The sequence below is a fragment of the Enterobacter sp. UPMP2052 genome (genome assembly GCF_053709675.1).
In genome coordinates, this window is record NZ_JBSKJR010000010.1 from 32,817 (window position 1) to 52,583 (window position 19,767).

The window sequence follows — 19,767 nt, forward strand, 5'->3', positions numbered from 1 at the left end:
CGCTCTCTGTCCAGCGACAGACCGCGCAGATCGCGCTTTGCAACACTTTTCAGTGTCATCCTGGTGCGTTCGCGGCATATACCCCTAAATTGTTAACTCTTTAGTTAATGAAATGATTCAGCTCTCATTCCTGTCGTGATGCAAAAACGCGCTTTATGGCGCGAAAACGCTCATTTTATTGACACAGACCACACATTTTGATTTCGATATTTCTCGTTTTTGCTCGTTAACGATAAATTAACACCGTGTCTACAGGGCACCATGGCTGTCACGGGCGGTCATGCTAACAAAAAACATTCAATTTCTTCAGGATTCCGATTATGAGTCAGACATCAACCTTAAAAGGCCAGTGCATTGCCGAGTTTCTGGGTACCGGGTTGTTGATATTCTTCGGAGTGGGCTGTGTCGCAGCACTGAAAGTGGCGGGTGCCAGTTTCGGTCAGTGGGAAATCAGCATCATCTGGGGTCTGGGCGTGGCGATGGCCATCTACCTGACCGCAGGGGTTTCCGGTGCACATCTTAACCCGGCGGTGACCATCGCGCTGTGGCTGTTCGCGTGCTTCGACGGACGCAAAGTCGTACCCTTTATCCTTTCTCAATTTGCCGGCGCGTTTTGCGCAGCGGCGTTAGTTTACGGGCTTTATTACAATCTTTTCAGCGACTTCGAACAAACGCATCATATGGTTCGCGGCAGTGTCGACAGCCTGGAACTGGCTGGCATCTTCTCCACCTATCCGAACCCGCATATCAATTTTGTGCAGGCGTTCGCAGTTGAAATGGTGATTACCGCTATTCTGATGGGCGTTATCATGGCGCTGGGCGATGACGGGAACGGTATCCCGCGCGGCCCGCTGGCACCTCTGCTGATTGGCCTGCTGATCGCCGTCATCGGGGCATCTATGGGGCCTCTGACAGGCTTTGCGATGAACCCGGCGCGTGACCTGGGGCCGAAAACCTTCGCGTTCTTCGCGGGCTGGGGCGACGTTGCCTTCACCGGCGGCAAAGACATTCCTTACTTCCTGGTGCCGCTGTTCGGGCCAATCGTAGGGGCGGCGCTGGGCGCATTCGGCTATCGCAAATTAATTGGTCGCCACTTACCGTGCGACACCTGTGTGGAAGAGGAGAAAGAGACGACCTCCGCCACACAACAAAAAGCTTCGCTGTAAACTGACTACGGGACACAAACCATGACCGAAAAAAAATATATCGTTGCGCTCGACCAGGGCACCACCAGCTCCCGCGCTGTCGTAATGGATCATGACGCGAACATCGTCAGCGTGTCACAGCGCGAATTTGAACAAATCTATCCTCGTCCAGGCTGGGTAGAGCACGACCCAATGGAGATCTGGGCGTCACAAAGCTCCACTCTGGTCGAAGTGCTGGCGAAAGCCGACATCAGCTCCGACGAGATTGCCGCCATCGGCATCACCAACCAGCGTGAAACCACCGTTGTCTGGGAACGCGAAACCGGCAAACCGATTTACAACGCCATCGTCTGGCAGTGCCGCCGCACCTCGGAAATTTGCGAAAAGCTGAAACGCGACGGCATGGAAGAGTACATCCGTAGCGCCACCGGGCTGGTCATTGACCCGTACTTCTCCGGCACCAAGGTGAAGTGGATCCTCGACCACGTCGAAGGCTCACGCGAGCGCGCAAAACGCGGCGAGCTGCTGTTCGGCACCGTCGATACCTGGCTTATCTGGAAGATGACCCAGGGACGCGTGCACGTCACCGACTACACCAACGCCTCGCGCACCATGCTGTTCAACATCAACACCCTCGAGTGGGATGACAAGATGCTGGACGCGCTGGATATCCCACGCGCCATGCTGCCACAGGTACGCAAGTCCTCCGAGGTGTACGGCCAGACCAACATCGGCGGTAAAGGCGGCACGCGTATCCCTATCGCCGGTATCGCTGGCGATCAGCAGGCGGCGCTGTTCGGCCAGCTGTGCGTTAAGGAAGGGATGGCGAAGAACACCTACGGCACCGGCTGCTTTATGCTGATGAACACCGGCGAGAAGGCGGTGAAATCAGAGAACGGCCTGCTGACGACTATCGCCTGTGGCCCACGCGGCGAAGTGAACTACGCTCTGGAAGGCGCGGTATTCATGGCAGGCGCGTCTATTCAGTGGCTGCGCGACGAGATGAAGCTCATCAGCGACGCGTTTGATTCCGAATATTTCGCCACCAAGGTGAAAGACACCAACGGCGTATACGTGGTGCCTGCCTTCACCGGCCTTGGCGCTCCCTACTGGGACCCGTATGCGCGAGGTGCTATTTTCGGCCTGACGCGCGGCGTGAACTCAAACCACATCATCCGCGCGACGCTGGAATCCATTGCCTACCAGACGCGCGATGTGCTGGAAGCGATGCAGGCCGACTCCGGCATTCGTCTTCACGCCCTGCGCGTGGACGGCGGCGCGGTCGCCAACAACTTCCTGATGCAGTTCCAGTCCGACATTCTGGGCACCCGCGTGGAGCGTCCTGAAGTGCGCGAAGTTACGGCGCTTGGCGCGGCGTACCTCGCCGGTCTGGCGGTCGGTTTCTGGCAGAACCTGGACGAACTGCAGGAGAAAGCGGTCATCGAACGCGAATTCCGCCCGGGTATCGAAACCACCGAGCGCAACTACCGCTACAGCGGCTGGAAGAAAGCGGTGAAGCGCGCCCTGGCGTGGGAAGAGCACGACGAGTAATCATCTATTCCCTCTCCCATGGGGAGAGGGTCAGGGTGAGGGGCCCAGACCGCACCGGTCCCCGCACCCCATCCCACTCTGTGATAAACTTCGTGCAATTCTTTTTGATTGCACGAGTACCTCATGAAACGTGAACTTGCCATCGAGTTTTCCCGCGTCACCGAAGCCGCCGCCCTGGCTGGCTATAAATGGCTTGGCCGTGGCGACAAAAATACCGCCGACGGCGCGGCTGTCCATGCCATGCGTATTGTCCTCAACCAGGTCAACATCGACGGCACCATCGTGATTGGCGAAGGCGAAATCGACGAAGCGCCGATGCTCTACATCGGTGAAAAAGTCGGTACCGGCAAGGGCGATGCCGTGGATATCGCCGTCGACCCCATTGAAGGCACCCGCATGACGGCGATGGGCCAGGCCAACGCCCTGGCAGTGCTGGCGGTCGGCGACAAAGGTTGCTTCCTCAATGCGCCAGATATGTACATGGAAAAGCTGATCGTCGGCCCCGGCGCAAAGGGCGCAATCGACCTTAACCTGCCGCTGGAAGAGAACCTGCGCAACGTCGCCGCGGCACTCGGTAAACCACTCGGTGAACTGACCGTCACCATTCTGGCGAAACCGCGCCACGACGCCACCATCACCCAGATGCAAAAGCTCGGCGTGCGCGTCTTTGCCATCCCGGACGGCGACGTTGCCGCCTCCATCCTGACCTGCATGCCTGACAGTGAAGTGGACGTGCTTTACGGCATCGGCGGCGCGCCGGAAGGCGTGGTCTCCGCGGCGGTGATCCGCGCGCTCGACGGCGATATGCAGGCCCGCCTGCTGGCGCGTCACGACGTTAAAGGCGACAGCGAAGAGAACCGTCGCATTGGCGAGAACGAACTGGCACGCTGTGCGGCGATGGGCATTGAAGCCAACAGGGTGCTGGCGTTAAACGACATGGCGCGCAGCGATAACGTGGTCTTCTCTGCAACCGGCATCACCAAAGGCGATCTGCTGGACGGTATTACCCGCAAGGGCAATATGGCGACCACCGAAACGCTGCTGATCCGCGGAAAATCACGCACCATTCGCCGCATTCAGTCTATCCACTATCTCGATCGTAAAGACCCGGACGTGCAGACCCACATTCTGTAAAACCGTTTGATCGATTGAGCTTTCCGGCCCGAATGGGCTGGAAATCTTCACCGCAAGACCGGAAGATAGAGCAGAGAAACAGCACAGGAGAAGATCATGGCGGACTGGGTAACGGGTAAAGTCACAAAGGTACAGTTCTGGACCGATGCGCTATTTAGTCTCACCCTTCACGCTCCGGTTCATCCGTTTACCGCAGGGCAATTTGCGAAGCTGGGGCTGGATGTCGACGGCGAGCGCGTACAGCGCGCCTATTCATACGTCAACGCGCCGGATAACCCGGACCTTGAGTTCTATCTGGTTACCGTCCCGGACGGCAAGCTCAGCCCGCGCCTCGCCGCGCTGAAGCCCGGCGACGAGGTGCAGATTGTCAGCGAAGCCGCAGGCTTCTTCGTGCTGGACGAAATTCCGGACTGCGACACCCTGTGGATGCTGGCGACCGGGACCGCCATCGGCCCTTACCTCTCCATTCTGGAGTACGGCAAAGATCTTGAGCGTTTTAAGAATATCGTGCTGGTACACGCCGCGCGCTATGCCGCTGATTTGAGCTATCTGCCGCAAATGCAGGCGCTGGAGCAGCGCTATGCCGGGAAGCTGAAAATTCAGACCGTGGTCAGCCGCGAAACGGCGGCAGGCTCGCTGACGGGACGCGTGCCGGCGTTGATTGAAAGCGGTGCGCTGGAAGCGGCGGTTGGTTTACCGATGAATACGGAAACCAGCCACGTGATGCTGTGCGGTAACCCGCAGATGGTCAGAGATACGCAGCAGCTTCTGAAGGATACCCGGCAGATGACGAAGCACCTTCGCCGCCGACCGGGCCATATGACGGCTGAACACTACTGGTGATCAGCGATACTTCACCTCAAGGGTGTCTTTACCGTATTTGTTTTCGCTCTGGGTGCCGATAAACGCGCCCAGATCGATAATCATCATCACAAAGATAATGGTCGGCAACAGCAGGCCAACCACCCACGGGAGGATGGATGGCAGTATCGACCAGTCCCCTGCCACCAGCATCCACGCCAGAATAATCAGAAATGCCCATGCGCCGGAGCGGCCGCGATCGTGCAGGCGTTTTACCACCACTGCCGCCGTTGGCCACAGCAGGCACACCAGCGCAAAGGCCGCAGTTTGCGTGCTCAGCCACGCATTGAACGCCACGAAAAACAGCGCCAGCATAGCGACGATCCACGTCACTATCCATATCCAGAAGTCCCGGCGTCCGATACGCCCTTTGAATGAAAACAGCCACTGCTGTATGGTCATGTAAGGTTCCTTATTATGATATAGCGCGCATTTTACCCTGGAGTGGTGACCTTTTGACAAGCCAGGCATATATCGTTTTAATCATGACCATTGACGGCCAGGGGCAATATTGATGAAAAGTTCGGCATACTCTCTGTTACTGTGTTTAGCGATGCTGAGCGCCAGCGTCACCCTGCACGCCGCCGACACCGCCGCTCCTGCTGCCGCGCCCTATCTGCTTGCGGGCGCGCCGTCGTTCGATCGCTCCATCAGCCAGTTCCGCGAAGCCTTTAACAAAGACAACCCAACCCTGCCGCTGGATGAATTTCGCTCTATCGAGAGCGCCCGGGATACCTCGACCCTCACCCGCGCAGCCAGCAAGATTAACGAAAATCTGTATGCCTCAACCGCGCTGGAGCGTGGAACGTTAAAAATCAAAAGCATGCAGATAACCTGGCTGCCCATCCAGGGACCTGAACAGAAAGCGGCAAAAGCGAAAGCCCATGAATACATGAGCGCCGTGCTGCGCGCTTTTACCCCGGCCTTAACCAAAGCGCAGAGCCAGCAAAAGCTGCAAAAACTGCTCACTGCGGGTAAAAACAAACACTATTACGCCGAGACCGAAGGTGCCGTTCGCTATGTGGTGGCAGATAATGGCGAAAAGGGACTGACCTTCGCTGTTGAACCGATTAAGCTGGCACTATCAGACCCGCTCGGAGGGGCGAATTAATGACAAAAAGCAAAGCCTTTCGAGGGAAAATCTCTATACTGATTCACAGACCATGCCGCCCTTAAGGGTGGCCATATTCCTTAATTCGCTTATTTAGCGTGGAGAATTGAAATGCGACATCCTTTAGTGATGGGTAACTGGAAACTGAACGGCAGCCGCCACATGGTAAACGAGCTGGTTGCGAACCTGCGTAAAGAGCTGGCTGGCGTAACGGGCTGTGCGGTTGCTATCGCGCCACCGGATATGTACCTGGACCTGGCTAAACGTGCCGCTGACGGCAGCCACATCGTGCTGGGTGCTCAGAACGTTGACGTTAACCTGTCTGGCGCATTCACCGGTGAAACCTCCGCTGAAATGCTGAAAGATATCGGCGCGAAATACATCATCATCGGCCACTCTGAGCGTCGCACCTACCACAAAGAATCCGACGAGTTTATCGCGAAGAAATTCGCCGTGCTGAAAGAGCAGGGTCTGATCCCGGTTCTGTGCATCGGTGAAACCGAAGCAGAAAACGAAGCGGGTAAAACCGAAGAAGTGTGTGCTCGTCAGATCGACGCCGTACTGAAAACCCAGGGCGCGAGCGCGTTCGAAGGCGCGGTTATCGCTTACGAGCCAGTCTGGGCTATCGGTACCGGCAAATCAGCAACCCCAGCGCAGGCGCAGGCGGTTCACAAATTTATCCGTGACCACATTGCTAAAGCAGACGCGAAAGTGGCTGAGCAGGTTATCATCCAGTACGGCGGTTCCGTAAATGCAGCGAACGCCGCTGAGCTGTTCACCCAGCCGGACATCGACGGCGCGCTGGTTGGCGGCGCATCCCTGAAAGCCGACGCTTTCGCGGTGATCGTTAAAGCAGCAGAAGCCGCTAAACAGGCGTAATGCTGTTGTGGCGGGTGGCGCTTAGCTAACCCGCCCTACGGTTCTGTAGGCCCGGTAAGCGTCAGCGCCACCGGGCTTTTTAACAGCCGTCCCAGCAAGCTAAACCACAGATAATCCAGCGGCAGCAGTACCATATAGGTCGCTATCGCCAGTGCCAGACACAGCAACATTCCGGCCCTCGCAGGCACCTTTCCTAACCCCATCGCCACCACAATCGGCGACGCCTGATACGGCAGCAGCGGCGTGGAATACCCCAGCACCTGAATCATGATCACCGACAGCAGCGGGAAGCCGGTCGCATCCGCGAAGCTCTGCGCCAGCGTGGTGTACAACGCCGGAACGCCGTTGGCCGTCATGATGAAGTTGAGCGCGGTGGTGATCCCCGTCAGCGCCAGGAAACTGGCAAACGGCCTGTCTGCATCCAGCGGCATAACGTGCAGCAACGCCTCCCCCACCGCCGCACCGATACCGGTCTGCGTGACGGTAATCGCCAGCCCGAGAATGCCCGCCACATAAATGCAGGTGCGCATGTTCACTCCCGCCGAGAACTCCTCTCCGGTGATAAAGCCAATACGCGGCAGCATGACGATGACCGATGCCGCCAGACCCGTCCAGGCGGGTCCCACGCCGTGCCAGCTCTCGGTGACCCACATCACCAGCACGAACGCCAGCAGCCAGGCGAGACGCTTTTCGTCCCGCCCCATCGGCTCAGAGGGTGCCAGATCGCGCGGTGGCTTTGGGCTGCCGGGAAACAGCCAGCAGATCAGGCCGATCAGAATCAGGCCTTTGAGAATGCCCAGCACCGGCGTATGCAGCAGCAGGTACGGCACATAGTTGAGGTGGATCCCGTACGAGCCTTCCGCCGCGCCGCTCATCACCAGGTTGGGAACGTTGGCTGGCAGAATGGTCGCGGAGAGCTGGAACGTGCCGAATCCGACCGCCAGCGCCAGGCCAAACCAGGCGCGGGAGCCATCAGGAATACCGGCCCGCTTCGCCATGGCGGCGACAATTGGCATCAGCAGCGCAATACGTCCCATGTTCGACGGCATCACAAACGCCAGCGCGTAGCTGAGCAGCACCACGCTTGCCACCATCAGTACCCAGGAGTCGGTCAGTTTCGCGGACAATGCCCGCGCGGCCCTGTCCGCGAGGCCGGTTTTGCGGATCGCCACGCCCAGCACAAACCCGCTGAACACTAGCCAGAAGGCAGACGACGCAAAACCGCCGAAAATAACGTCCGGCGGGGCTATTTTGGTGGCCATCGCCGCCGTGAAAAACAGCAGCGCGGTAATGAACTCCGGCAGCAGCGACGTCGCCCAGAGCACAATGGTGACGCCAACAATTAGCGAGGGCAGAAACAGAGGGTGAGTGAACCAGAGCGACATGCCTGTCTCCTGTAGATTTTTTCAGCAAGTCTACGGCGACAGGCAGGGCGAGTAAACGCTATTTATGGTGGGGTCACTTCAGGATATCGCATTGATGATCCTGTAATTCCTCAGCCGATGCGCGGTTAAGGGTGAGCAGGTTGCGTTCGGTCGCCAGCAGAACAAATGAGCCGTCCGACTGCTGCGCCATCGCCAGCGCAAAGCGTCCCATATGGTCGCGCGCTTCCGGCAGCTCTTCCGCCAGCATCATGAACGGGCTGCGCTGTACCAGCTCGTTTTCCGTCACCCTGCGGGCGAGATATTCATGCCCTTCCAGTCCGCCGGGAAGCGGCAGCCACTGGGTACTGATCTGCCCCTGGCTGGCGTCCAGCTTTTGCCGCACGTCCGGACGCAGGCAGGAGATATGAATATGGAAATGGTTCTGCGTGCGGCCAGTCGGGGAGTTGATGGTCAGTGAGACGGCGCTGTCCGGCACGTCTGCGCCGCGCTTCTGGCTCATAAAGTTACGCGACTGCCACGCCAGCCAGAAGAAGTTAGGGGTTTGAGGCTCGGTCAGGAGCGGGCTTTCGGTGCCATTGATACGGTAGGTGGGCATCAGCAGATACTGCAGCGGACCGTTGCGGTCTTTAAACACTACGTAGCCTGCATCCGGCTTCACCTCTGCGCACGGCGCAGGGTTATCGTTTTTAAGCTGATTAGGCACGCACTGGTCGAGCACGATATGACGCAGCGCATTCGAATTACCCGCTTTTAAAAAGTACCAGCCCCCTGCGGCGAGCACGATAACAATCAAAATGAGCAAAAGTATTTTTTTCACAACGCGTTCCCTGTTTTTCATAGAGGCAAAAGAGTAACGCAAAATGATGACCAAATAAAAAACCCGGTGGATTTCTCACACCGGGTCACCGTGTCGTTCTGTGCGAAAGGCTAGCGTTTGCTGATCTGGTCGAAGGTGCCGCCATTGGAGAAATGCGTTTTCTGCGCGTTGGCCCAGCCGCCAAATTCCTCATCAATGGTGAAGAGTTTCAGTTTCGGGAAGGCGTTCTCGTACTTCTTCGCAACCGCCGGATCGCGCGGACGATAGAAGTTTTTCGCGGCAATGTCCTGGCCTTCCGGCGAGTAGAGATACTTCAGATAGGCCTCAGCCACCGCTTTGGTATCCTTTTTCTCCACCACCTTATCGACGATGGAGACAGTCGGTTCGGCGAGGATAGATTCGCTCGGGGTGACAATTTCAAACTTGTCTTTGCCCAGCTCGTTAGTCGCCAGCAGGGCTTCGTTTTCCCACGCAATCAGCACGTCACCAATGCCACGTTCCACGAAGGTATTGGTTGCGCCACGCGCGCCGGAATCCAGCACTTCAACGTTTTTATACAGCGCTTTGACGAAATCCTGGGCTTTCGCCTGGTCACCGTTGTTGTGGTGTAGTGCGTAGCCCCAGGCCGCCAGGTAGTTCCAGCGTGCGCCGCCGGAGCTTTTCGGGTTCGGGGTGATCACGGAAACGCCCGGCTTGACCAGGTCGTTCCAGTCATGGATCTGTTTCGGGTTGCCTTTACGCACCAGGAAAACGATGGTCGAGGTGTACGGCGCGGAGTTGTCCGGGAGGCGTTTGATCCAGTTCTTATCAATACGGCCACGCGCGGCAATGGCATCTACGTCGTAGGCCAGCGCCAGGGTGACGACATCGGCTTCAATGCCGTTGATGACCGAGGTTGCCTGCTTACCGGAACCGCCGTGCGACTGGCGAACCACCACGTTATCACCGGTTTCCTGCTTCCAGTGCGCCGCAAAGGCCTTGTTATATTGATCGTACAGCTCGCGCGTCGGGTCGTACGACACGTTCAGGAGCTGAATGTCCTTTGCCAGCACGCTGGTCGATGCCAGCAATAATGTTAACCCTACGCCCCACTTGTTCATCGCCCGGCTCTCTTATGCAATGTTTTGATGATTGCAGCGTGCCAGAAAGCTAACCGATGATTAAAGAATAAAAAAAGATTGGCTATAACTTTGAGGAATAAAAAAGGAGGTTGAGTGCGTAAAAAAGCCGGGTAGCGGCTACGCCTTACCCGGCCTACGAACCAAGCTTTTGTAGGCCCGGTAAGCGCAGCGCCACCGGGCAACAGAGCCGATCAGTACAGTTTTTTCGCGCAGTCCAGCCAGTCACCTTTGAACGGACGCTTCATGTTTTCAATCGCGTCGATGATGTCATGGTGAACCAGTTTTTCGTTCTGAATACCGACGCAGCGGCCACCGTGGCCCTGCAGCAGCAGATCGATCGCATACGCGCCCATGCGGGACGCCAGGATACGGTCGTATGGCCCTGGGGAGCCGCCGCGCTGGATGTGGCCGAGTACGGTTGCACGGGTTTCGCGCTTGGTTTCGGTTTCGATGTATTTCGCCAGTTCATCCACATCACAGATATGCTCGGTGATGGCCACGATCGCGTGTTTCTTACCTTTCGCGATACCGGCTTTGATTTCGTTCACCAGATCTTCACGGCTGAACTCCACTTCCGGCACCACGATGAACTCACAGCCACCCGCAATCGCCGCCGCAAGGGTCAGATCGCCACAGTAGCGGCCCATTACTTCCACGATGGAGATACGCTGGTGAGAAGAAGAGGTGTCGCGCAGACGGTCAATCGCTTCAACAACGGTACCCAGTGCGGTGAAGAAACCGATGGTGTAGTCGGTGCCTTTGATGTCGTTGTCGATGGTGCCCGGCAGGCCGATGCACGGGAAGCCCATTTCAGTCAGACGTTTTGCACCCATGTAGGAACCGTCACCGCCGATAACAACCAGCGCATCGAGGCCACGTTTTTTCATGTTTTCGATAGCCACTGCACGAACGTGTTCGTCACGGAATTCCGGGAAGCGTGCGGAGCCGAGGAAGGTGCCGCCACGGTTGATCATGTCAGACACGCTGTAACGGTCGAGCTGAACCATACGGTCTTCATACAAGCCCAGGTAACCGTCATAGACGCCAAACACTTCCAGACCTTCGGTCAGGGCTGCACGAACAACCCCACGAATTGCCGCGTTCATGCCGGGCGCATCACCGCCGCTTGTCAACACACCGATTTTCTTAATCATGACTACCTCTGAACTTAGGAATGCAAAATTGAAATCTGTTGCCGAAAGAAATTATTCCATCAACGAATACTGCAAATAGTATATCAATCTCTTCCAGCTGAATTGATTCAGGTCAGACCCTATGGCGGTAATTTATACACAAAATGCTGGCCTGGCTCACTTTTTTACACCGTATTACGAAAGCTGAACGTGTCCGGGTACAACCGAGCAGGGGTCCTGGTGAATGATGACGTCTGAACCAGGAAAACGCTGCAAAATCGCCTGCTCGACCTGCTCAGCTATGATGTGAGCCTGAACCAACGGCAGGTTGTCTTCCATTTCAATGTGAATCTGAATAAAGCGGGTCGGCCCTGACTGCCGCGTACGAAGATCGTGTGCCCCACTGACGCCGGGCCAGGAGGTCACGATGGAATATATATCATCGCGTTCTGCGTCCGGAAGCGCGCGGTCGAGAAGCGATTGCACCGCGTCATACCCCATCCGTAAAGCGCTATACAAGATATAGACGCCAATTCCTAACGCAAACAACGCGTCCGCACGATGCCAGCCATACCAGGCCAGACCGAGCGCAATAAGAATCGCCCCATTCATCATAACATCAGACTGATAATGAAGCATATCTGCCCGTACCGCCTGGCTTTGCGTTTTACGCACGACCCAGCGCTGGAACGTTACCAGAACAAGAGTGCTTATAAGTGCGATTACCGTAACAGCCACGCCGACGCCCGGATCGTTCATCGGTGTCGGCGAGGCGAGATGCTGAATGCCGGTTAAAAACAGGAACAGCGCCGAGCCGGATATAAACATGCTTTGCGCCAGCGCCGCCAGCGATTCCGCCTTTCCGTGCCCGAAGGTGTGCTCTTCATCAGCCGGTTGCAGCGAATAGCGCACCACCAGCAGGTTGGTCAGCGAGGCGGCAATATCCACCAGCGAGTCCACCAGGGCAGCCAGAATACTGACCGAGCCCGTGTACCACCACGCAAAAATTTTGATAATCAGCAAACACGACGCCATCACCGTCGCGGCTATTGCGGCCCGGCTAACCAGCCGGCCATAGGATTGATTCATAAACACTCCTGTCATGCCATGGCGCTAGTATAACGGATGGAAGAGGAGTCTAAGGATGAATAAAAGGTTAACAAACCTGAATGACGGGCAAAAAAAACCCCCACATCATGTGGGGGAAGACAGGGATGGTGTCTATGGCAAGGAAAACAGGGTTTACTGGTTACTACGGGTGCTGCTATTGCTACTGAAAAACGTTGTTTCTGAGCTTCGCTGCATCCGTGCAACCTCACGCAACTGGTCCATTCGTTGCTGATGTTTGTCGTTCAAAACCGCTTGCTGCTCGGGCGATAGCAGGTGGAACATCTGGTTGCGGACCTTCGCCATCTCTACCTGGCGGTCAACCTGTTCCTGAGCCATTTTTTCGGCCTGAGCGCGTACAGCGCTTTCGTCAAAATTTTCTGCGGTGACAAGGCGGTGCATTGTCTCCATTTCGCTAACATTAACAGGGGGCTGCTCATGTCGTGCCCTCTGCATCAGATCTCGCATCTGTTGGCGTTGATGTTCGGTTAAACTTATGCCGTCAAACATATGGCTTTGGCTGCTATTCTGCGCTGCGCCCTCCTGCGAGGAACCGGTATCGCCGATGATAGCTACAGCAGCCTGGCTAAACGCACTGAAGGCCAGCGTTGAGGCCATGACGGCAGCGGTAACTTTGCGCATCACTTGCTCCCAAAATCTTTCATGTCGCGATTCAACGAGAGACAGTCTACGATTCAGGCTGCAAACATGCGTCAGGGGGTGTAAAACAACGTAAAGTCATGGATTAGATAGCCTTGATGTCGTAATTTCTGCCTCGGAGGTATTTAAACAATGAATAAAATTCTGTTAGTTGATGATGACCGAGAGCTGACTTCCCTTTTAAAGGAGTTGCTCGACATGGAAGGTTTCAACGTTCTGGTTGCCCACGATGGTGAGCAGGCGCTGAGTCTCCTTGATGACAGCATCGATCTACTTTTGCTCGACGTTATGATGCCCAAGAAAAACGGCATTGATACGCTGAAAGAGCTTCGCCAGACGCACCAGACCCCCGTTATCATGCTGACCGCACGCGGCAGCGAACTTGACCGTGTCCTTGGCCTTGAGCTGGGTGCGGATGACTATTTACCGAAACCGTTCAACGACCGTGAACTGGTGGCCCGTATTCGCGCAATCCTGCGTCGTTCCCACTGGAGCGAGCAGCAGCAAAATACGGACAACAGCTCGCCGACGCTGGAAGTGGACTCCCTGAGCCTGAACCCGGGTCGTCAGGAAGCCAGCTTCGACGGCCAGACGCTGGAATTAACCGGCACCGAGTTCACCCTGCTTTATCTGCTGGCGCAGCATCTCGGCCAGGTGGTATCGCGTGAACACCTGAGTCAGGAAGTGCTGGGCAAACGTCTCACGCCGTTTGACCGCGCCATCGACATGCATATTTCTAACCTGCGCCGTAAATTACCGGAGCGTAAAGACGGTCACCCGTGGTTTAAAACCCTACGTGGTCGCGGTTATCTGATGGTTTCCGCTTCATGATAGGCAGCTTAACCGCCCGCATCTTCGCCATCTTCTGGCTGACGCTGGCACTGGTTTTAATGCTCGTACTGATGTTGCCAAAACTCGACTCACGCCAGATGACGGAGCTTCTCGACAGCGAGCAACGTCAGGGCGTGATGATCGAACAACATGTCGAAGCCGAGCTGGCAAACGATCCGCCAAACGATTTGATGTGGTGGCGCAGGCTGTTTCGCGCTATCGACAAGTGGGCGCCGCCCGGACAACGTCTTCTGCTGGTGACCAGCGAAGGCCGCGTCATTGGGGCCGATCGCAATGAAATGCAGATCATCCGCAACTTCATTGGCCAGGCGGATAACGCCGACCACCCTCAGAAGAAAAAATATGGCCGGGTTGAGATGGTAGGACCTTTCTCCGTCAGAGACGGGGAGGATAACTATCAGCTCTATCTGATTCGCCCTGCGAGCAGCTCCCAGACAGATTTCATCAACCTGCTGTTCGACCGCCCGCTTCTGCTGCTGATTGTGACTATGCTGCTCAGCTCGCCGCTGCTGCTCTGGCTGGCGTGGAGCCTGGCGAAACCGGCACGTAAGTTGAAAAACGCCGCCGACGAAGTGGCTCAGGGCAACCTGAGACAACATCCCGAGCTGGAAGCCGGGCCGCAGGAGTTCCTGGCCGCCGGGACCAGTTTTAACCAGATGGTGAGCGCCCTTGACCGCATGATGACCGCGCAGCAACGCCTGCTATCGGACATCTCCCACGAACTGCGCACCCCGCTCACGCGACTGCAGCTTGGCACCGCGCTGTTGCGCCGCCGCAGCGGCGAGAGCAAAGAGCTGGAGCGTATCGAAACCGAAGCGCATCGTCTGGACAGCATGATCAACGATTTGCTGGTAATGTCGCGCAACCAGCAGAAAAACGCGCTGGTGAGCGAAACGGTCAAAGCCAACCATCTGTGGCATGAGGTGCTGGATAACGCGGCATTCGAAGCCGAGCAGATGGGGAAATCGTTCACCGTTAACTTCCCGCCAGGCCCATGGCCGCTGTACGGTAACCCTAACGCACTGGAAAGCGCGCTTGAGAATATCGTGCGTAACGCCCTGCGCTACTCGCACACGAAGATTGAGGTGGCGTTCTCGGTGGATAAAGACGGGATCACCATCATCGTGGACGACGACGGCCCGGGCGTGAGTCCGGAAGATCGCGAGCAGATTTTCCGTCCGTTCTACCGTACCGACGAGGCGCGCGACCGCGAATCCGGCGGCACGGGGCTGGGGCTGGCGATTGTTGAAACCGCCATGCAGCAGCATCGTGGCTGGGTGAAAGCCGACGACAGCCCGCTGGGTGGACTGCGGTTAACGCTGTGGCTGCCGTTGTATAAGCGTTCGTAGCTGTTCGTTTTGCAGGCCCGGTAAGCGCAGCGCCACCGGGCAAATTCACGCAAGATGCCAACAAAAAAGCCGGGTGGCGGCTTCGCCTTACCCGGCTTACATTTCGCCAGAAGGGATTATCTTCCCCACAATCTTCGCGAATTATCCTCAATTTTGTTGCTTAAACGCCGCTTTTGCATCGTTCTGGTCCAGCTTGTCGATAGCCCTGCCGCTGACAGCAGGCGATGATACTGCTCATCGTCAAAGGGCATATGCCAGGCGATCGCGCAGGCGTCGTACACCGACACATCACTCACGCGTGAAACGAGCGCCAGCGGGGCATCCGCCGAAACGTTCCCCGCCAGCACCACGCGGTAGAGCCAGCCGGTTTTACCGGCGCTTTGCAGCCGGGCGGACATATCTTCAATGCCAAAATGGTAGTTCAGCTTGAAGCACGGCGAGCGCGGCTGCGTCACCTGAATCAGGGCATCGTCCCAGCGGAAGATATCGCCGATAAAGACGTTTTGCTCGGTCAGCCCCTCGGTAGAGAGGTTCTCGCCAAAGGCGGGTGCGACGAAGCGCTCCGCCTGCTCGGGGAATTCACTCATCCAGTAAGCATAATGCTCACGCGGATAGTGGCACAGCGCGCGCTCCGGCCCGCCGTGAATTTTCTTTTCGGCCTGCTCATCGCCCACAAGACCGCGCTCGGTGAGGCTCAACTCGCCGTCAACCTGCACTTTGGCGATGGCGCTCGGGCGGCTGCCTTCGTACTCCGTTACCTTGCCTGTAAACACGTTGACCGGGTAGTGCATCTCTACTCCTTCAGATACAAAAAAAGCGAGTCATCAGACTCGCTTCTCACAGGCGTCAATGCAACCTTATTTTTTCGCAGCGAAACGTGCTGCAGCTTCGTCCCAGTTCACCACGTCCCAGAAGGCTTTGATGTAGTCTGGACGACGGTTCTGGAACTTCAGGTAGTAAGCGTGTTCCCACACGTCCAGGCCCAGGATTGGGAAACCGGATGCGCCAGAGATCGCTTCACCCATCAGCGGGGAGTCCTGGTTTGCGGTAGAAACCACCGCCAGTTTGTCACCTTTCAGGACCAGCCACGCCCAGCCAGAGCCGAAACGGGTCGCAGCGGCTTTCTCGAATTCCGCTTTGAAGTTGTCTACGGAACCGAAGTCGCGCTCGATAGCCGCTTTCAGGTCGCCCTGCAGGGTGGTACCGGTTTTCAGGCCTTTCCAGAACAGGCTGTGGTTAGCGTGGCCGCCTGCGTTGTTACGCAGAACGGTTTTCTTGTCTGCTGGCAGCTGGTCCAGTTTGGTGATCAGCTCTTCAACCGGCAGGCTAGCGAACTCTGGCAGGCTTTCCAGCGCAGCGTTGGCGTTGTTCACGTAGGTCTGGTGGTGTTTAGTGTGATGGATTTCCATCGTCTGCTTGTCGAAATGCGGTTCCAGTGCGTCGTAGGCATACGGCAGGGATGGCAGTGTATAACTCATAATCCTCTCCATTAGTGTCGGGCGGCACAGCTGTTAATGCCGCGTAAGCAGTTGGTTCATTATAGTTAATTAAATGATATTGAAAATGATTATCAATGCCGTAGTTTTTATAAGGTTATTCATTTTCCCTCTCATCGCGAAATTGTGAGTCTGCTCACGCGGTTAACGTGCTGATTGCCATCCTGAACAAAAGTGCGGCAACCTTCTGAAGGTTCCCAAACCGCCTAATTTTTACACTCATCAAGTCGGCGGGAAGCCACCGACTATAAAAACGATGAGGATGTAAAAATGAATCATGCGATTACGATGGGTATTTTCTGGCATTTGATAGGCGCAGCCAGTGCAGCCTGTTTCTATGCCCCGTTTAAAAAGGTTAAACATTGGTCATGGGAAACCATGTGGTCCGTCGGCGGTACGGTGTCATGGCTGATTTTGCCGTGGACCATCAGCGCCATGCTCCTGCCCGATTTCTGGGGCTATTTCTCCTCCTTCAGCGCCTCTACCCTGCTGCCGGTCTTCCTGTTTGGCGCGATGTGGGGCATCGGCAACATCAACTATGGCCTCACCATGCGCTACCTCGGCATGTCGATGGGTATCGGCATCGCGATTGGCATTACGCTGATTGTCGGCACCCTGATGACGCCAATCCTCAACGGCAATTTCGACGTGCTGATCAATACCGAAGGCGGGCGCATGACGCTGCTGGGCGTGCTGGTCGCGGTGATCGGCGTAGGCATCGTGACCCGCGCGGGCCAGCTTAAAGAGCGCAAGATGGGCATCAAAGCCGAGGACTTCAACCTGAAGAAAGGGCTGCTGCTGGCGGTAATGTGCGGCATCTTCTCCGCCGGTATGTCCTTCGCCATGAACGCCGCCAAACCGATGCACGAAGCCGCCGCCGCGCTGGGCGTCGACCCGCTGTACGTTGCCCTGCCAAGCTACGTGGTGATCATGGGCGGCGGCGCGCTGGTCAACCTGGGCTTCTGCTTTATTCGTCTGGCAAAAGTGAAGAACCTGTCGGTAAAAGCCGACTTCTCGCTGGCAAAACCGCTGATCGTAACCAACGTGCTGCTCTCCGCGTTGGGTGGGCTGATGTGGTATCTGCAGTTCTTCTTCTACGCCTGGGGCCACGCCAGCATTCCGGCGCAGTACGATTACATGAGCTGGATGCTGCACATGAGTTTCTACGTGCTGTGTGGCGGCCTGGTAGGGCTTGTGCTGAAGGAGTGGAACAACGCCGGGCGTCGTCCGGTGGGCGTGCTGAGCCTCGGCTGCGTGGTGATTATTATCGCTGCCAACATTGTTGGCCTCGGCATGGCGAACTGATCACGCCGCCTTTCGACTACGATGACGCCACTGTACCGGCGTCATCCCCACCTCGCGGTTAAACACCACCGAAAAGTAGTTGCTGTCCTCAAAGCCGCAGCGCATCGCCACTTCACTCACCATCAGCTCCGTATGCTGGAGCAAATACTGAGCGTGGCAGATGCGCAGCTGGCGCAGATAGTGGTTCACCGTCATCCCGGTCTGGGTGCGGAACTGCTGGCGTAACGCGCGTTCGCTGCACTGCTCCTGCTCGCAGAACTTTTCCAGCACGAAACTCTTGTTCAGGCTGCCCGCAAGTTGGGTGATGAGCTTATCAAGCAGCGCCTCCTGAGTGGTGGCGGAGGGGTTGTCGGTGGCATAACGATAGCGCTTGAGGGTCATTACCAGCTGGGCAAAGAGCAGCTCCGCCATCTGGTTAGCCTCGGGATCGTTTTTCAGGCTCTCCTGTTCAAGCTGGGAAATCACCTGCCGGACCTGGGTCATGCCGTTGCTGCTTAAGCGCCAGTGCGGTGCGCCCTTCGCATCAACAAACCCCGGAATGTTTGCGGCCCAGTCGACGTTGAGTTTGAGCCTGTCCGGGCAGTAGATGACGTTCTGCAACACCAGGTCGTTCACCGAGGCGTAGGAGTGTTTGTCCTCGGCGCGAATGTAAAACAGATCCCCGCGCGTGATGCGGTAAGGCCGGTCGTTAAGGACGTGCAGGCCGTTGCCCCGCCACACCAGCACCAGCTCGCAAAATTCATGCGTGTGTTCGGCAAAGACGTTTTGCGGATAGCGATCGGCCACCGCAACGGCCTGGCCGGCGGAGGCAAAAAAATCATCTTTGCGAAGAATTAACTGAGCAGCCACACCACAACCTCACGGGCGAATAACCTGACATTATTAGCCTTTTTGCGGCGAAAAAACGGTGATTGCCCTCGCGTTACTGAAGCGACGCGTCCTTGCCCTGACGAATGTCGCGCGGCGACCAGCTGAATTCACGGCGAAACAGCGTCGAAAAGTGGTTACTGTCGCCGAAACCGCAACGATAAGCGATGTCCGTGACGCTTTCATCCGTGTGGCGCAGCAGATGCCGGGCCTTGATTAAGCGCAGGCGGTTAAGATAGCGCTGTGGGGTCAGCCCGGTGTGCTGCTTCAGCTGGCGGTGCAGGGTACGCAGCGACAGCGAGAAATCATCCGCCAGCGTTTCCCAGCAGATATCCTCAGCAAAGTGATCTTCCAGCCAGGCCATCAGCTGGTTAAGGCGCGCAGCGTTATTTTCCAGCCCCTCCACCAGGCTACTGCGGCGCAGCAGCACCAGCAGTTGCATAAAAAGAAGTTCACGCGTGGCAACGACGTGCGTCTCCAGCCCCTCCTCGCTCTGCTCCATCTGGCTCACCAGCTGGCGCACCTGCTGCAACGTGGACTGATTAACCCGCCAGTGCGACGGATAGTGCCCGTCTTTCTCCTGGGGCAAAAGCTGATTAAGCCCGGACAAAAACTGGAACGCATCCGGCGAGCGATACAGCACGTTGGTCAGACACAGGTTGTCGGTATGTTCGTACAAATGCCGGTCGTGATCGCGTACGAAGCAGACCGTGCCACCGCTGATGGTGTACGGCTGGCCGTTGAAAACGTGAATGCCCGTGCCGTGCTCAACAATCACAATCTCATGGAAATCATGATGATGTTCCGGAAACGCTGCCTGCGGGAGCCGTGGCTCAATCGCGACAGGCGACCCGCCCGAAGGAAAAAAATCCACGCTGTGTAGTACGGTCATAACGGCCCCCACCAATGAGAAAAGTTCTCAAAATAGTAATTAAGGCCCGGCGCACGCACCTTAAATTTTCAGCAGCAAACCTCGCAAAAGCTGTCCGTTTTT

The 19,767-nt window shown here is 56.7% G+C and carries 20 protein-coding genes; 9 read left to right on the top strand and 11 right to left on the bottom strand.

Features of this window, described 5'->3' with window-relative positions; all coding sequences use genetic code 11:
- The first annotated feature begins 320 nt into the window (after window positions 1-320).
- The 4 genes from ACWKX3_RS19585 to fpr all read left to right on the top strand — a co-directional run bounded on the left by ACWKX3_RS19585 (window position 321) and on the right by fpr (window position 4,673).
- A complete protein-coding gene (locus tag ACWKX3_RS19585; RefSeq protein ID WP_006179173.1) occupies window positions 321-1,166 on the top strand; it encodes an MIP/aquaporin family protein in 846 nt (281 codons plus the stop codon).
- A 21-nt stretch (window positions 1,167-1,187) separates the two neighbouring features.
- Window positions 1,188-2,696, top strand: a complete 1,509-nt coding sequence (gene glpK / locus ACWKX3_RS19590) for a glycerol kinase GlpK (protein ID WP_006179172.1) — start codon at window positions 1,188-1,190, stop codon at window positions 2,694-2,696.
- A 123-nt stretch (window positions 2,697-2,819) separates the two neighbouring features.
- Window positions 2,820-3,830, top strand: a complete 1,011-nt coding sequence (gene glpX, locus ACWKX3_RS19595; protein ID WP_006179171.1) for a class II fructose-bisphosphatase — start codon at window positions 2,820-2,822, stop codon at window positions 3,828-3,830.
- A 96-nt stretch (window positions 3,831-3,926) separates the two neighbouring features.
- Window positions 3,927-4,673, top strand: coding sequence for a ferredoxin--NADP(+) reductase (gene fpr, locus ACWKX3_RS19600; RefSeq protein ID WP_058610683.1), 747 nt, complete (start codon window positions 3,927-3,929; stop codon window positions 4,671-4,673).
- On the opposite strand, the gene ACWKX3_RS19605 is transcribed toward fpr, so the two are convergent.
- Complete coding sequence (locus tag ACWKX3_RS19605) at window positions 4,674-5,093, bottom strand: DUF805 domain-containing protein (protein ID WP_006179169.1); 420 nt, start codon at window positions 5,091-5,093, stop codon at window positions 4,674-4,676.
- A gap of 112 nt (window positions 5,094-5,205) precedes the next feature.
- On the opposite strand from ACWKX3_RS19605, the gene ACWKX3_RS19610 reads away from it, so the two are divergent.
- Both ACWKX3_RS19610 and tpiA read left to right on the top strand, forming a co-directional pair.
- Window positions 5,206-5,802 carry a DUF1454 family protein gene (locus ACWKX3_RS19610; protein WP_042322671.1) on the top strand — a complete coding sequence of 199 codons (597 nt, stop codon included), beginning with the start codon at window positions 5,206-5,208 and terminating at the stop codon, window positions 5,800-5,802.
- Window positions 5,803-5,913: 111 nt separating this feature from the next.
- Window positions 5,914-6,681 (top strand): triose-phosphate isomerase, encoded by a 768-nt coding sequence (gene tpiA, locus ACWKX3_RS19615; protein ID WP_042322670.1) that lies wholly within the window; start codon window positions 5,914-5,916, stop codon window positions 6,679-6,681.
- Window positions 6,682-6,716: 35 nt separating this feature from the next.
- Here tpiA and ACWKX3_RS19620 read toward each other — a convergent pair whose 3' ends face one another.
- The 6 genes from ACWKX3_RS19620 to cpxP form a co-directional block, all read right to left on the bottom strand.
- Window positions 6,717-8,066: an SLC13 family permease gene (locus tag ACWKX3_RS19620; RefSeq protein WP_454542255.1), complete on the bottom strand. Its 1,350-nt coding sequence runs from the start codon at window positions 8,064-8,066 to the stop codon at window positions 6,717-6,719.
- A 73-nt stretch (window positions 8,067-8,139) separates the two neighbouring features.
- Window positions 8,140-8,904, bottom strand: coding sequence for a CDP-diacylglycerol diphosphatase (locus ACWKX3_RS19625; RefSeq protein ID WP_006179165.1), 765 nt, complete (start codon window positions 8,902-8,904; stop codon window positions 8,140-8,142).
- A gap of 89 nt (window positions 8,905-8,993) precedes the next feature.
- Window positions 8,994-9,983, bottom strand: a complete 990-nt coding sequence (locus ACWKX3_RS19630; protein WP_006179164.1) for a sulfate ABC transporter substrate-binding protein — start codon at window positions 9,981-9,983, stop codon at window positions 8,994-8,996.
- 212 nt (window positions 9,984-10,195) lie between these two features.
- The gene (gene pfkA / locus ACWKX3_RS19635; RefSeq protein ID WP_006179162.1) at window positions 10,196-11,158 is read right to left on the bottom strand and encodes a 6-phosphofructokinase; all 963 of its coding nucleotides are present in this window, start codon (window positions 11,156-11,158) and stop codon (window positions 10,196-10,198) included.
- 174 nt (window positions 11,159-11,332) lie between these two features.
- On the bottom strand, window positions 11,333-12,226 hold the full coding sequence (gene fieF, locus ACWKX3_RS19640) for a CDF family cation-efflux transporter FieF (RefSeq protein ID WP_042322666.1): 894 nt from the start codon (window positions 12,224-12,226) through the stop codon (window positions 11,333-11,335).
- Window positions 12,227-12,379: 153 nt separating this feature from the next.
- Complete coding sequence (gene cpxP, locus ACWKX3_RS19645) at window positions 12,380-12,886, bottom strand: cell-envelope stress modulator CpxP (RefSeq protein ID WP_006179160.1); 507 nt, start codon at window positions 12,884-12,886, stop codon at window positions 12,380-12,382.
- Window positions 12,887-13,036: 150 nt separating this feature from the next.
- Here cpxP and cpxR point away from each other — a divergent pair, with 150 nt between their 5' ends.
- Together cpxR and cpxA are read left to right on the top strand one after the other, a co-directional pair.
- Window positions 13,037-13,735, top strand: a complete 699-nt coding sequence (gene cpxR, locus ACWKX3_RS19650) for an envelope stress response regulator transcription factor CpxR (protein WP_006179159.1) — start codon at window positions 13,037-13,039, stop codon at window positions 13,733-13,735.
- The gene (gene cpxA / locus ACWKX3_RS19655; RefSeq protein WP_006179158.1) at window positions 13,732-15,105 is read left to right on the top strand and encodes an envelope stress sensor histidine kinase CpxA; all 1,374 of its coding nucleotides are present in this window, start codon (window positions 13,732-13,734) and stop codon (window positions 15,103-15,105) included. The genes cpxR and cpxA overlap by 4 nt, the downstream gene beginning before the upstream one ends.
- A gap of 116 nt (window positions 15,106-15,221) precedes the next feature.
- Here the strand turns inward: cpxA and yiiM are convergent, their stop codons facing one another.
- Together yiiM and sodA are read right to left on the bottom strand one after the other, a co-directional pair.
- Entirely contained in the window at window positions 15,222-15,896 is a 675-nt protein-coding gene (gene yiiM, locus ACWKX3_RS19660; RefSeq protein ID WP_454542256.1) for a 6-hydroxyaminopurine reductase, read from the bottom strand.
- Window positions 15,897-15,962: 66 nt separating this feature from the next.
- The gene (sodA, locus tag ACWKX3_RS19665) at window positions 15,963-16,583 is read right to left on the bottom strand and encodes a superoxide dismutase [Mn] (RefSeq protein ID WP_014833772.1); all 621 of its coding nucleotides are present in this window, start codon (window positions 16,581-16,583) and stop codon (window positions 15,963-15,965) included.
- A 288-nt stretch (window positions 16,584-16,871) separates the two neighbouring features.
- Here sodA and rhaT point away from each other — a divergent pair, with 288 nt between their 5' ends.
- Window positions 16,872-17,906 carry an L-rhamnose/proton symporter RhaT gene (rhaT, locus tag ACWKX3_RS19670; RefSeq protein ID WP_058610685.1) on the top strand — a complete coding sequence of 345 codons (1,035 nt, stop codon included), beginning with the start codon at window positions 16,872-16,874 and terminating at the stop codon, window positions 17,904-17,906.
- On the opposite strand, the gene rhaR is transcribed toward rhaT, so the two are convergent.
- Both rhaR and rhaS read right to left on the bottom strand, forming a co-directional pair.
- Window positions 17,907-18,755 (bottom strand): HTH-type transcriptional activator RhaR, encoded by an 849-nt coding sequence (gene rhaR, locus ACWKX3_RS19675; protein ID WP_006179153.1) that lies wholly within the window; start codon window positions 18,753-18,755, stop codon window positions 17,907-17,909. It abuts the gene before it with no gap.
- A 73-nt stretch (window positions 18,756-18,828) separates the two neighbouring features.
- Window positions 18,829-19,665: an HTH-type transcriptional activator RhaS gene (gene rhaS, locus ACWKX3_RS19680; RefSeq protein ID WP_088209376.1), complete on the bottom strand. Its 837-nt coding sequence runs from the start codon at window positions 19,663-19,665 to the stop codon at window positions 18,829-18,831.
- Window positions 19,666-19,767 lie beyond the last annotated feature (102 nt).

Excerpts from the sequence above, each read along its gene's own strand:
- glpK (WP_006179172.1), top strand. The coding sequence starts at position 1,188 with ATGACCGAAAAAAAATATATCGTTGCGCTCGACCAGGGCACCACCAGC.
- fieF (WP_042322666.1), bottom strand. The coding sequence starts at position 12,226 with ATGAATCAATCCTATGGCCGGCTGGTTAGCCGGGCCGCAATAGCCGCG.
- ACWKX3_RS19630 (WP_006179164.1), bottom strand. The coding sequence starts at position 9,983 with ATGAACAAGTGGGGCGTAGGGTTAACATTATTGCTGGCATCGACCAGC.
- rhaS (WP_088209376.1), bottom strand. The coding sequence starts at position 19,665 with ATGACCGTACTACACAGCGTGGATTTTTTTCCTTCGGGCGGGTCGCCT.
- ACWKX3_RS19605 (WP_006179169.1), bottom strand. The coding sequence starts at position 5,093 with ATGACCATACAGCAGTGGCTGTTTTCATTCAAAGGGCGTATCGGACGC.
- cpxP (WP_006179160.1), bottom strand. The coding sequence starts at position 12,886 with ATGCGCAAAGTTACCGCTGCCGTCATGGCCTCAACGCTGGCCTTCAGT.
- rhaT (WP_058610685.1), top strand. The coding sequence starts at position 16,872 with ATGAATCATGCGATTACGATGGGTATTTTCTGGCATTTGATAGGCGCA.
- glpX (WP_006179171.1), top strand. The coding sequence starts at position 2,820 with ATGAAACGTGAACTTGCCATCGAGTTTTCCCGCGTCACCGAAGCCGCC.
- cpxA (WP_006179158.1), top strand. The coding sequence starts at position 13,732 with ATGATAGGCAGCTTAACCGCCCGCATCTTCGCCATCTTCTGGCTGACG.
- cpxR (WP_006179159.1), top strand. The coding sequence starts at position 13,037 with ATGAATAAAATTCTGTTAGTTGATGATGACCGAGAGCTGACTTCCCTT.
- ACWKX3_RS19610 (WP_042322671.1), top strand. The coding sequence starts at position 5,206 with ATGAAAAGTTCGGCATACTCTCTGTTACTGTGTTTAGCGATGCTGAGC.
- tpiA (WP_042322670.1), top strand. The coding sequence starts at position 5,914 with ATGCGACATCCTTTAGTGATGGGTAACTGGAAACTGAACGGCAGCCGC.
- sodA (WP_014833772.1), bottom strand. The coding sequence starts at position 16,583 with ATGAGTTATACACTGCCATCCCTGCCGTATGCCTACGACGCACTGGAA.
- ACWKX3_RS19620 (WP_454542255.1), bottom strand. The coding sequence starts at position 8,066 with ATGTCGCTCTGGTTCACTCACCCTCTGTTTCTGCCCTCGCTAATTGTT.
- yiiM (WP_454542256.1), bottom strand. The coding sequence starts at position 15,896 with ATGCACTACCCGGTCAACGTGTTTACAGGCAAGGTAACGGAGTACGAA.
- pfkA (WP_006179162.1), bottom strand. The coding sequence starts at position 11,158 with ATGATTAAGAAAATCGGTGTGTTGACAAGCGGCGGTGATGCGCCCGGC.
- ACWKX3_RS19585 (WP_006179173.1), top strand. The coding sequence starts at position 321 with ATGAGTCAGACATCAACCTTAAAAGGCCAGTGCATTGCCGAGTTTCTG.
- ACWKX3_RS19625 (WP_006179165.1), bottom strand. The coding sequence starts at position 8,904 with ATGAAAAACAGGGAACGCGTTGTGAAAAAAATACTTTTGCTCATTTTG.
- fpr (WP_058610683.1), top strand. The coding sequence starts at position 3,927 with ATGGCGGACTGGGTAACGGGTAAAGTCACAAAGGTACAGTTCTGGACC.